The organism is Peribacillus frigoritolerans, assembly GCF_030676415.1.
Taxonomy (GTDB): Bacteria; Bacillota; Bacilli; order Bacillales; family DSM-1321; genus Peribacillus; species Peribacillus frigoritolerans_A.
Genome location: NZ_JAUUTW010000021.1, coordinates 57,771 through 70,083, shown reverse-complemented (window position 1 = coordinate 70,083; position 12,313 = coordinate 57,771). Strand labels below are relative to the sequence as shown.

Sequence of the window (12,313 nt, the reverse complement as noted above, 5' to 3'; positions counted from 1 at the left end):
TTACCGCTGCCTTATTGCGCATGAAACCCCTTAATTGGTACATCTTAATGGTCAAAAGGAAGGGGATGCAACACCTATGAAGAATATGCTGAAATTATTTCTTTCCGTGGCGGGTTCTTTCATTATTATTTTGTTTGGTGTGGATGTGCAGAACGTTCAAGTGCATGCAATGGTTCCTGAAGAGATGACACCGCTCCTAAAAAGTAAGGAAAATCAGAAAATCGCTTATTTGACTTTCGATGACGGACCATCTTTGAATACCATGGAGATATTGGATATATTGGACCGCTATCATGTTAAGGCCACATTTTTCGTTAAAGGTAACGAAGAACCATACGCAAAGGAATGTTATCAGGAAATGATTTCCCGGGGTCATGCGATTGCCCTTCATTCTTATACACATGATTATTCCATCGTTTATCGATCGACTGAGAGTTTCTTTCAAGATTTGAATAGGCTTGAAACCATGCTGCAAAAGGAGTATGGGATAAAAAGCCGTATTGTGCGCCTTCCTGGCGGCTCGAATAATCGTCTGCGGCATCAGGCTGCAACGAAACCCATCATCAATGGTATCCTTCAACAACTAAAGGAAAAAGGGTATATTTACATTGATTGGTCCATTGACTCGACAGATGGCTTCAGTCCGTCAATAAGGGAACAACAAATCATTACTGCTGTACAAAAAGGGACGAAAAATCAAAAGCATGTTAATATCTTATTGCATGATATCAATAGTATGAAAAATACAGTGGAAGCATTGCCTGATATCATTGAATTCCTTAAAAAAGAAGGGTATACCTTTGATACTATTGATGAGACAACCCCAAAAATGCAATTTAATTGATGAACACATTGTTTATCTATAGTAAATTAAGGTAAAGGGATAAGAGATTACAATGCGAAAGGATTTATCGTTTCTATGATGCCATCATTGTTTTTATCACATGGAACACCGCTATTAGCTTTGGAAAAGAATAGCTACACTTCTTTTTTGAAGGATTATATGCAAACTATCAAGAAACCTGCTGCTATCGTTATTTTGTCAGCACATTGGGAAAGTGAAGATCAAATGATTTCTGCAGTAGGGAAACATGAAGTCATTTATGATTTTGCAGGGTATCCTGAAGAAATATTTCAGATAACTTATCCTGCTGCGGGATGCCTTGAGCTGTCAGATCGAATTTTAACCTTATTGTCCAAGATAGGTGTATTGGGGGAACTTGATGAAAGGCGACCCCTGGATCATGGAGCATGGGGGCTTTTGCATCTCATGTATCCCGAAGCTGACATCCCGACCGTATCTATGTCCATTAGTCCTGCGCTGTCACTGGATAAGCAGTATGAAATCGGGAAAACATTGAGGGAATTAAAGGAAAGTAATGTTCTGGTCATCGGAAGCGGTGGAATTGTCCATAATTTCACCCAAATTCAGGAGGATATGCATGTTGCAGAAGGATGGGCAATCGAGTTTGAGAACTGGGTCGAAGAGAAAATCATGAAATGGGATTTGCAATCTTTGTTTAATTTTGAAAAAATCGCCCCTTATAGTACAGAGGCTGTGCCTTCCAAAGAGCATTTCATTCCATTGGTCATCGCAATGGGGTCAGGGGATGACAAAAAAAAAGCAGCTCTCCTGCACAGGAGCTTTCAATATGGCAATCTGAGTTTAACAGCTTGGAAGTTTGATTGAGCTGAAAGGGTTTTCAAACTAGTTAAATTTACCTGAAAAATAATCATTATACAAAAATACAAAAATCTTTTTTTAGCGAAAAAAAGGCTTAAATGAGCAAAAAAGTCAATTAAAAGCGTATTTTGACGAATTAAACAGAAATATAGTTTAAAAAAGGTTGCATAAAGTGTTTTAACCTTTGGATATTTCGACAAAAACATGTTAATATAACATCTGAAAACGTTTTATCCTTTAAAAATTTATTATTCAATGACCAAAGTTATTTATTATATATCTTATATATATCATATAATTGGGGAAAATTAGAAGAAAGAAATTTGGGGATGGATAAAACGAAATGAAAAAAATTATGAGAAAAATTTGGGGGTTTACAAAATGACCATCAATGATACTAAGGCATACGACCAATGGAAAGCTTTTTCAGGTCCAAACCTTGGGTATGTCATGGAGCAATACGATTTATTTCTAACCAATCCGGAAGAAGTAGATCCGGAACTGAAAAACTTTTTTGAAGTCTCAGGTCCTCCTTCATTCGATGTATCGGCAGAAACAACGATTGGAAGTGCACCAACTGTACAAGCTGGAGAAGTTCTTCCAATGAAGAAAATTATGTCTGCAGTAAAGTTAGCTGAAAATATCCGTGCATACGGACATCTTGCTGCAAATATTTATCCTTTAAAAGAAGAAGCTCTAGACACTGAACAAATTCACTTTGAAAAATATGGCTTGACTGCAGATGATTTAAGGAAAATACCGGCTGACTTTATTTGTCCGGAATCACCTGAAGACGTGAAAGACGGATACGAAGCCGTACAATACCTAAAACAACTCTATACAAAAACGATAGCCTTTGAATTTCACCATGTTAATGACTTGGATGAAAAGCAATGGCTTACTGATATGGTCGAATCCGGAAACATGTTCCCGGAAGTGGCAAAAGAGAAAAAAGAACTATTACTTAAACGATTGAATGAAGTAGAAGGTTTCGAGAAATTCCTTCATCGCACATATGTAGGGCAAAAACGTTTCTCTATTGAAGGACTGGATGCTTTGGTTCCGATTTTAGATGAAATGATTTCACAAACTGTTCAAAACGGAACGGGGAATGTGAATATTGCCATGGCTCACCGAGGACGTTTGAATGTGCTTGCACATGTATTAGGAAAGCCTTATGAGGTCATTTTCTCTGAATTCCAACATTCACCGAATAAAGATTTGGTTCCTTCCGAGGGTTCAACAGGCATTAACAATGGATGGACTGGTGACGTTAAATACCATTTAGGTCTGGATAAACAGATTACTAAAGCTAATATACAGAAAGCAAGAATAACACTTGCCAATAACCCAAGTCACTTGGAAGTAGTCGGTCCAATCGTGGAAGGGTATTCTCGTGCGGCTCAAGAAGACCGTTCAGAAAAAGGATTCCCGGTTCAAGACATTTCCAAATCTCTTGCAATCCTGATTCATGGTGATGCAGCATTCCCAGGTGAAGGAATTGTACCTGAAACGTTTAACTTAAGCCGTTTACGCGGTTATCTAGTTGGCGGCGCTATCCATATCATCGCCAATAACATGATAGGTTTTACAACGGAAAGTGAAGATTCACGTTCAACCTTATATGCTAGTGATTTGGCAAAAGGCTTTGAAGTGCCGATCGTGCATGTGAATGCAGATGATCCAGAAGCATGTATGGCTGCTGTGAACCTTGCTAACCTATATCGTGAAAAATACAACAAGGATTTCTTGATCGACCTGATCGGTTACAGACGTTTCGGCCATAACGAAATGGATGAGCCATTGGTGACTCAACCTGAAATGTATGCATTAATTCATAAGCACCCAACTGTTAAAGAGCTTTATGGAAAAAAACTTATTCAATCTGGAGAGTTCACTGAAGCTGAAGTTAAAGCGATTGCTGAGCAAGTGGATACAAGGCTTGCAGATGCATATGCGAAAATTTCCGGAAATAAACCGGAAGCTTCTAAAGAGTGTAATCCTCCTGGGATTATTGAAAAAGGACTTCCAGCCATTGAAACGGCAGTACCGAAACAAGAACTTGTTACAATTAACGAAGAACTTGTTAAGTGGCCGGAAGGGTTCACTCCTAATAAAAAATTAGGAAAGATTTTATCACGTCGCTTGGATTCCTTTGGTGCTGACGGAAAAATTGATTGGGCTCATGCCGAGACATTGGCATTTGCATCTATTTTGAGTGACGGCACTCCAATCCGTTTGACAGGACAAGATTCAGAGCGTGGAACATTTGCACAACGTAATATCATGTTACATGATAGTGTTAATGGAAAAACATATTCACCACTTCACACACTTGAAACTGCCAAAGCATCATTCGCTGTTCATAACAGCCCGCTTACTGAAACGGCAGTTCTGGCTTATGAATATGGTTATAATGTATTTGCACCTGAGACACTTGTATTATGGGAAGGCCAATTCGGTGACTTCGCTAATACAGCACAAGTGATCTTTGACCAATTCATCGCGGCAGGCCGTGCAAAATGGGGTCAAAAATCAGGTCTTGTCATGCTGCTTCCACACGGTTATGAAGGACAAGGACCAGAGCACTCAAGTGCACGCCTGGAACGCTTCCTTCAATTAGCGGCTGAAAACAACTGGACAGTTGCCAACTTAAGTTCGGCAGCTCAATACTTCCATATCCTTAGAAGACAAGCTAAGATTTTGGATCAAGAGCAGGTACGTCCGCTTGTCATCATGACACCGAAGAGTATGCTTCGTAATCAAGTGATGGCTTCTACAGCAGAAGAGTTCAGTGAAGGCTCTTTTGAATCATTCGTAGAAACCAAAGCTTTGGGCAAAAAACCTAAATCAGTTGAACGCATTGTTTTTGCATCAGGTAAATTGGCGGTTGAACTTCGTGAAAAAGCGGCAACTGAAAAAAATACGGATTGGTTGCAAATCATCAGTATTGAAGAAATTTATCCATTCCCATTCACTGGAGTTCAAGAAGCTCTGAAAAAATATACAAATCTTAAAGAAATCTTCTGGGCTCAAGAAGAACCTAAAAACATGGGTGCTTGGACATTTGTTGAACCTCGCCTAAATGCAGCGGCTCCTGGCAAACTTTCAGTAACATATATAGGAAGGAAGCGCAGATCAAGCCCGGCTGAGGGAGATCCACTTGTCCATAAAAATGAACAACAACGGATTATGACTCAAGCAATTACACGCAATAATGAGGGGGAGAAATAAAATGGCTGAAGTAAAAGTACCTGAATTAGCAGAATCAATTTCTGAAGGATCTATTGCGCAATGGTTAAAACAACCCGGTGATCACGTTGAAAAAGGAGAATATGTCCTTGAACTTGAAACGGATAAAGTGAACGTAGAAATCATTTCAGATTATACTGGTACACTTTCGGAACATTTAGCAGAAGAAGGCGATACTGTCCAAGTTGGACAGACTATCGCCATCGTTGATGAAAATGGATCAGCTGCAGCAGCTCCAAAAGCGGAAGCTCCTAAGGTTGAAGAAGCTAAAGCAGAACCAGCTAAGGCTGAACAAGCGGCTCCTGCTAAAGAGGCTCCTAAAGCAGAAGCGAAAGAAGCATCATCCACTCAACAAGTTATTGCATCACCAGCTGCAAGGAAATTGGCTCGTGAAAAAGGAATTGACTTGACTCAAGTGCCTGTAGCAGATCCACTAGGTCGTGTACGAGTACAAGACGTAGAAGCAGCAAGTAATGCACCTGCTGCAACACCTGCAGCACCAGCGGCAGCTCCAAAACAAGCACCTGCTGCTAAACAAGCAGCCGCTCCTGTTGAAGTGAATGATGACCGCATTGAAGTGGTTAAGATGACACGCCGTCGTCAAACCATTGCCAAACGTCTAGTTCAGGTACAATCCGAAGCAGCCATGCTTACTACTTTTAACGAAGTCGATCTTTCTGCAGTCATGGAATTGCGTAGCCGCCATAAGGATTCTTTCGTGAAAACAAATGATGTTAAACTTGGTTTCATGTCATTCTTCACTAAAGCGGTCATTGGCGCATTGAAAAAATATCCGTTATTGAATGCTGAAATCCAAGGCGACCATATCCTGAAAAAGAACTTTTATGATATCGGTGTAGCTGTATCCACTGATGAAGGTCTTGTCGTTCCGGTAGTAAGGGATGCTGACCGCAAAAGCTTTGCTGAAATCGAGAAGAACATTTCTGATTTAGCTGTTAAAGCGCGTAACAACAAACTGGGACTTTCAGATTTATCAGGTGGTACTTTTACCATCACAAACGGAGGGACATTCGGTTCCCTATTATCTACACCAATCTTGAATGCCCCTCAAGTTGGTATCTTGGGTATGCATACAATCAAGACTCGTCCAATCGCTGTTGGCGATCAAATCGAAAACAGACCAATGATGTACCTTGCATTATCTTATGATCACCGTATCGTAGACGGAAAAGAAGCAGTTGGTTTCTTAGTGGCTATCAAAGATATGCTGGAAGATCCAGAACAACTTTTACTTCAAGGCTAATAAAATAATCCGAACCCCCCTGTCATCATGACATGGGGGTTTTTTTGTATGGAGACTGAAAGTATATTTTCATAGAATCTAATCAAGATGAATGTTTTTGAAGGTATTTTTGAATGGATATGAGTATTTTTAAACGTTTTTGATTGATTATTTCTTTGTTTTCATATATGATGATGATATTAAAGTGAGGTGGGCGAATTGTTGACAACTGAAAGGCACCAGTTCATCTTATCGATCCTTAAAGAACAAGGAACGGTAAAGCTGCAGGAGCTTGTAGATCAGTTACAAGCCTCGGAGTCGACCATTCGGAGAGATTTAGTGCAACTCGAAGAAATGAAGCTCTTGAAACGCGTGCATGGCGGGGCGTCTTTACTTCAAAGAAAAGGCCTTGAACCCACAACTATGGAAAAGCAAAACAAAGCAAGAGCTGAAAAACAACTTATAGCAAAGCTTGCGGCTTCATTCATAGAGAAAAATGATTGTATATATCTTGATGCAGGCACGACAACTGCGGAAATGATTCCTTATTTAAAGGATAAAAATATAACGGTGCTGACAAATGGTCTTATGCATATTCCAAAACTCATCGAATTGGAAATCAAAACAGTGTTAGTGGGCGGAACGATAAAATTCTCGACAAATGCGGTTATAGGAAGTAATGCTGTACAGTTTTTGAATGAATACCGTTTTGATAAATGTTTCTTGGGAATGAACGGCATTCATCAAGATCTGGGTTTCACAACACCCGACCCGGAAGAAGCTCTACTGAAGAAGATGGCATTACGCCTCTCTAACGAATCCTACGTGCTTGCAGACAGTTCCAAACTTAATGAAGCTACTTTCGCTAAGGTGGCAGATGTAAGCGATGCCATTATCCTTACTGACAGCAATGATGAAGAGGCTGTTGCTCAACTCCATAAAAATCCAAAGATAAAGGTCGTGACCATTTAATGATTTATACAGTGACACTCAATCCATCCATCGATTATCTGGTCGAGGTGGAGAGCTTTCAAATGGGCAAGGTGAATCGAACCAGTTATGATGCCAAATTCCCTGGAGGAAAAGGAATCAATGTTTCCCGAGTGCTTAAAAGGCTGGGAAATAGTACGACAGCGTTAGGATTCATCGGTGGACAAACAGGTGAATTTGTAAAAAGGTTTTTAAGACAGGAAGAGATTATTACGGACTTTACAGAGATAGCTGGAGATACAAGAATAAACATTAAATTGAAAACAGGGCTGGAGACCGAAATAAATAGCCAAGGGCCAGTCATTTCAAAAGGGAATTATCAACAATTATTTAGTCAGATTGAACAGCTGAATAATAATGATATCCTCATTTTGTCAGGAAGCATCCCTCCAAGCGTTCCTTCGGATGTATACGAAGCCATGGCAAGGACTTGTTCCGATAACGGCATTAAAGTGGTGGTGGATACGAGTGGCAAAGGATTACTGAATGTCCTTCCACACCGGCCATTTTTAATAAAGCCTAATCACCATGAACTGGGTGAGCTTTTTTCCACCGAAATAAAAACGGTTGATGATGCTAGAGAATATGGCGCTAAATTGGTTGAAGCAGGAGCACAAAACGTTATTGTTTCAATGGCGGGACAGGGGGCGGTGCTATGCTCCGGCGGGGAGTCATATTCCGCAAATGTTCCAAAAGGGAACGTCATCAACTCAGTGGGTGCCGGTGATTCCATGGTCGCAGGTTTCATCGGGACATATGAAAGGACAGGGGATATTCTATCTGCTTTCCGCTTCAGTCTTGCAGCAGGAAGTGCTACAGCCTTTTCATCTGATCTCGGTACATTGGATAAAATTGAAGAGTTATTACCGCAAATTGCTATCAATCATCTAACAGGAGGCTGACTCTATGAAAATTACAGACTTGTTAAAATTGGATACAATCATAATCAATCTGCAAAGTTCTACAAAGCAAGCAGTCATTGATGAACTATCAGGGAAGTTAGCCGAGGCTGACAGGTTAAACGATTTGGAGGGGTTCAAAGCTGCCATCTCAAAACGTGAAGAGCAAAGCACAACAGGGATTGGTGAAGGAATCGCCATTCCCCACGCAAAAACAAATGCAGTAAGGATACCTTCCATCTGTTTCGGCAAATCGGTAAGTGGTGTGGATTATGAATCGCTTGACGGGCAGCCAGCTCATTTGTTCTTTATGATTGCAGCAAGTGAAGGAGCGAATGCAGATCACTTGGAAACCCTTTCCCGGCTTTCTTCATTACTGATGGATGATAAATTCAGAGCCCGATTGATTTCTGCTTCTTCTGGTGAGGAAGTGTTAGAGATAATCAATCAAAAAGAAATGGAAGCCGATGAAGAAGTAAGAGAAGAGGAGCAAACAAGTAATGCTGCCAGTGGTAACAGTAAAGGTAAAATCCTTGCCGTTACAGCTTGTCCAACAGGAATCGCCCATACTTATATGGCTGCCGATGCGTTAAAGGCCAAGGCGAAGGAAATGGGTATCGATTTCAAAGTGGAAACAAATGGTTCCACAGGAATCAAAAATGGTTTAACCGCTGCAGAAATTGATGAGGCGGATGCGATTATCGTTGCAGCTGATAAGCAGGTGGAAATGGATCGTTTTAATGGAAAACATGTCATTATTGTCCCTGTTGCCCATGGGATCCGGAAGACCGAGGAACTGTTAACAAGAGCCTTGAATCAGGATGCCCCTGTTTACAAAGGAACAGGAAATGATAAAAGTGATGAAGGTGATTCAGCAAAAGGAGGATTGGGGATTTACAAGCACTTAATGAATGGCGTAAGTAATATGCTTCCATTTGTCGTCGGGGGCGGTATCTTGATTGCGCTTTCTTTCTTTTTTGGAATTGAGGCAGCCGATCCGGCGAATCCTAATTATAATCCCATTGCCAAAGCATTAAGTGATATTGGCGGGGGAAATGGTGCCTTCTTCTTGCTTATCCCTGTACTCGCTGGATTCATTGCTTCAAGTATAGCCGACCGTCCAGGTTTTGCCCCTGGTATGGTAGGGGGATTATTGGCAGCACAGGCTAATGCCGGTTTTCTTGGCGGACTGATCGCCGGTTTCCTTGCAGGTTATGTCGTCTTACTATTAAGAAAATTGTTTTCCAAGTTACCACAAACACTCGATGGCATTAAACCGGTTTTACTCTATCCTGTATTTGGGATGTTAATTACAGGGTTTATCATGATATTTCTCATAAATGAACCAGTAACCGCAATTAACACGGGCCTGACAGATTGGCTGCAAGGCTTATCCGGCACGAACGCAATATTCCTTGGCTTGATTCTTGGGGGTATGATGGCTGTGGATATGGGCGGCCCTTTAAATAAAGCCGCATTCACTTTTGGGATTGCAGCCATTGAGGCATCAAGTTTCGGACCACATGCTGCAGTAATGGCTGGTGGAATGGTTCCTCCACTAGGTATCGCATTTGCAACTACATTCTTTAAAAGTAAATTCAGTGAAATGGAAAGGAAATCCGGATTCACTAATTACTTCATGGGTGCTTCGTTCATTACAGAGGGAGCCATTCCTTTTGCGGCCGCGGATCCATTGCGCGTTATCGTCAGCAGTGTTGTTGGGGCAGCGACGGCAGGAGCCCTGTCAATGGCTTTTAGTGTAACTTTGCCAGCGCCGCATGGGGGAATATTTGTCATCCCCCTAGTCAACCATCCTTTCCGCTATTTGCTGGCGATTTTAATAGGAGCCCTCATTACCGCTTTAATATTGGGATTCTGGAAAAAGAAACAAAAATAATATACACCTACAAAAGCGGGTCCGATAAATGGACCCGCTTTTTATTATAACCATTCCAACATTTCGATCCGGTTGCCGAAGGGATCGGATAAATATATGCGCTTAGCCCCGGGCAACCTCTCGTCTTCTGTAAAAGAAATATGCTTAGTAATTAGATGTTGTTTAAAGTCATTAAGATTTTCAACTTCAAGTGCGGGATGGGCTTTTCTCGCGGGAATGAAAGGATCCTCCGTTCCGACATGAATTTTGATTGGTCCCGATTCGAACCATAACCCGCCATTGGAACTTAATGATGGAGGCTTATTCACTTCCCGGAACATTAATATCTCAGTGAAAAACTTCCTTGATTGGTCCTCGGTATTTTTAGGAGATGCTAATTGGTAATGGTCGATTGATTTAAAAATGAAATTCATCTTGCCACCCCTTCCAATTCCTTATATATCCAATTTTAAATTAAAATAATCAATAAGAATAGGTTCTTTTTTTAATTGTTATCGATAAGATTTTCTTATATTTTAATCTTGAATGGTTTATGAAAGCATGAATGTAATGTTTATGGGTAAAGGAGTATTAAAATGAACAAAGGGAGTGAACGTACATGCTGAAGAAAAACACCTTAAAAACGACGAAAAGGGATGATATGATTGATGTTACGACAGAAGTACAGGCATTCATCAAGGAAAATGGGATTCAAGAAGGGATAGCTCTTATATATTGTCCACATACGACAGCAGGGATCACGATTAATGAAAATGCTGATCCCGATGTCAAAAAGGATATGCTAAGAAGACTGGATGAGCAATACCCATGGAATCATACATTGGATTTACATATGGAAGGAAACACGGCTGCCCATTTGAAATCAAGTACGGTTGGTTCTTCACAACAGGTGATCATCCATAAAGGGAGCTTAATCCTTGGTACTTGGCAGGGTGTATATTTTTGTGAATTCGATGGTCCCAGAGAAAGGCAATATTTTATTAAATTATGTGTCGACCGGTAAAATGGAAGGATACAGCAAGGATGAAGTGGGGGAAGCGGATTGGACGATGTTTGGATTGAAGGAAGCAAAGTAATATTGAGGAATGTTAAACAAGCCGATTTAAAACGTTTATGGAGCCTGAAATATGGAGAAGCCGATCCAGAATGGAAAAAGTGGGATGCACCTTATCATCCTCTTGAACTCATTGATTTCCATACGTATATCGATAAAGAAACGAAGCATAGAACCTATGATGAGAAAATGGGGGTTTACTCTGAGCTATTAATGGAAAAAAACGATCAAATAATAGGCTCTGTTGTATATTACTGGGAACATGAACCTTCACGTTGGCTTGAAATCGGAATTACGATTTTTGAGCCCACGTATTGGAATGGCGGTTATGGAACAGAAGCGTTAATGTTGTTCATAGGCTATTTATTCGAAAAAATGGAGATTGAGCGGGTTGGGCTGACGACATGGTCAGGTAATGAACGTATGATCGCAGTTGGAGAAAAGGTAGGTATGCAAGTAGAGGGAAGGATGAGAAAATGCCGTTATCATGATGGTTATTATTATGATTCAATCAGAATGGGAATGCTGCGGGAAGAATGGGAATCATTAAAATTTCGAAGTTAATAGATCCGTGAAAATTTTTCCTCCATTTCCTTGGAAAAAATTTAGCACTGTTTTCTCCCATATGGTCTGTTATCCTTGGAAGATGCTTAATGGGGAGGTTACAGGATGAAATTATCAGTATTAATAACCGTGATAATGACTCTAAGTGTCATCATACTTGGGATAGCTTTTCCTAAGGGAACGACCAGTAAAGCTTCTGATGGAGCAACCAAACATGTCATTAAACAAGGTGAATCGATATGGGATATTGCGAAGCAGCACGGTGTTCCAATCAGAAAGTTGAAAGAAGTCAATAATAATGTAAATAATGTTGCCGAGCCTGGTAAGACATTGATTATTCCACATGTAATGAATGAAAAAGATAAAGAATTATTAGCAAGGCTTGTGCATGCAGAAGCCAAAGGGGAGCCATACCGAGGTAAGGTAGAGGTGGCAGGAGTTGTTTTAAATCGCCTGGATAGTAATGAATTTCCTGATACGGTACGGGAAGTGATCTATCAAAAAAACCAATTCTCGCCTGTTGGTGATGGCAGTATAAACAAAGCAGCAGGTGCTGATGCCAAGAGAGCCGTCAATGAAGCATTGGCGATTCATGGCTACACAAATGATGCCTTGTATTTTTGGAATCCTAGTATTTCGGACAGTGAATGGATGAAACAATTAGAAGTAATAAAAATTATCGGCGGCCACCATTTTGCCATATAAACTACATCTCAAGAACCGGCTTTCC

General features: G+C 40.6%; 11 protein-coding genes. 10 read left to right on the top strand and 1 reads right to left on the bottom strand.

The window, feature by feature from the left end:
- The first annotated feature begins 76 nt into the window (after window positions 1-76).
- The 7 genes from Q8G36_RS18870 (at window position 77) to Q8G36_RS18840 (ending at window position 9,965) form a co-directional block, all read left to right on the top strand.
- The gene (locus Q8G36_RS18870) at window positions 77-844 is read left to right on the top strand and encodes a polysaccharide deacetylase family protein (protein ID WP_305161039.1); all 768 of its coding nucleotides are present in this window, start codon (window positions 77-79) and stop codon (window positions 842-844) included.
- Window positions 845-919: 75 nt separating this feature from the next.
- The gene (locus tag Q8G36_RS18865; protein WP_305161038.1) at window positions 920-1,690 is read left to right on the top strand and encodes a dioxygenase; all 771 of its coding nucleotides are present in this window, start codon (window positions 920-922) and stop codon (window positions 1,688-1,690) included.
- Between the two features lie 375 nt (window positions 1,691-2,065).
- Window positions 2,066-4,918: a 2-oxoglutarate dehydrogenase E1 component gene (locus tag Q8G36_RS18860; RefSeq protein ID WP_305161037.1), complete on the top strand. Its 2,853-nt coding sequence runs from the start codon at window positions 2,066-2,068 to the stop codon at window positions 4,916-4,918.
- Between the two features lies 1 nt (window position 4,919).
- A complete protein-coding gene (gene odhB / locus Q8G36_RS18855; RefSeq protein WP_305161036.1) occupies window positions 4,920-6,200 on the top strand; it encodes a 2-oxoglutarate dehydrogenase complex dihydrolipoyllysine-residue succinyltransferase in 1,281 nt (426 codons plus the stop codon).
- Between the two features lie 198 nt (window positions 6,201-6,398).
- Entirely contained in the window at window positions 6,399-7,151 is a 753-nt protein-coding gene (locus Q8G36_RS18850; RefSeq protein ID WP_305161035.1) for a DeoR/GlpR family DNA-binding transcription regulator, read from the top strand.
- The gene (gene pfkB / locus Q8G36_RS18845) at window positions 7,151-8,071 is read left to right on the top strand and encodes a 1-phosphofructokinase (RefSeq protein ID WP_305161034.1); all 921 of its coding nucleotides are present in this window, start codon (window positions 7,151-7,153) and stop codon (window positions 8,069-8,071) included. Before Q8G36_RS18850 ends, pfkB begins: the two co-directional genes overlap by 1 nt.
- 4 nt (window positions 8,072-8,075) lie before the next feature.
- The gene (locus tag Q8G36_RS18840) at window positions 8,076-9,965 is read left to right on the top strand and encodes a PTS fructose transporter subunit IIABC (protein ID WP_305161033.1); all 1,890 of its coding nucleotides are present in this window, start codon (window positions 8,076-8,078) and stop codon (window positions 9,963-9,965) included.
- Window positions 9,966-10,009: 44 nt separating this feature from the next.
- Here the strand turns inward: Q8G36_RS18840 and Q8G36_RS18835 are convergent, their stop codons facing one another.
- A complete protein-coding gene (locus Q8G36_RS18835; RefSeq protein WP_305161032.1) occupies window positions 10,010-10,378 on the bottom strand; it encodes a VOC family protein in 369 nt (122 codons plus the stop codon).
- 185 nt (window positions 10,379-10,563) lie between these two features.
- On the opposite strand from Q8G36_RS18835, the gene Q8G36_RS18830 reads away from it, so the two are divergent.
- The 3 genes from Q8G36_RS18830 to Q8G36_RS18820 all read left to right on the top strand — a co-directional run bounded on the left by Q8G36_RS18830 (window position 10,564) and on the right by Q8G36_RS18820 (window position 12,288).
- The gene (locus Q8G36_RS18830; RefSeq protein WP_305161031.1) at window positions 10,564-10,968 is read left to right on the top strand and encodes a secondary thiamine-phosphate synthase enzyme YjbQ; all 405 of its coding nucleotides are present in this window, start codon (window positions 10,564-10,566) and stop codon (window positions 10,966-10,968) included.
- A 39-nt stretch (window positions 10,969-11,007) separates the two neighbouring features.
- Window positions 11,008-11,583, top strand: a complete 576-nt coding sequence (locus tag Q8G36_RS18825) for a GNAT family N-acetyltransferase (protein ID WP_305161030.1) — start codon at window positions 11,008-11,010, stop codon at window positions 11,581-11,583.
- Window positions 11,584-11,688: 105 nt separating this feature from the next.
- Window positions 11,689-12,288, top strand: coding sequence for a cell wall hydrolase (locus Q8G36_RS18820; RefSeq protein WP_305161029.1), 600 nt, complete (start codon window positions 11,689-11,691; stop codon window positions 12,286-12,288).
- Window positions 12,289-12,313 lie beyond the last annotated feature (25 nt).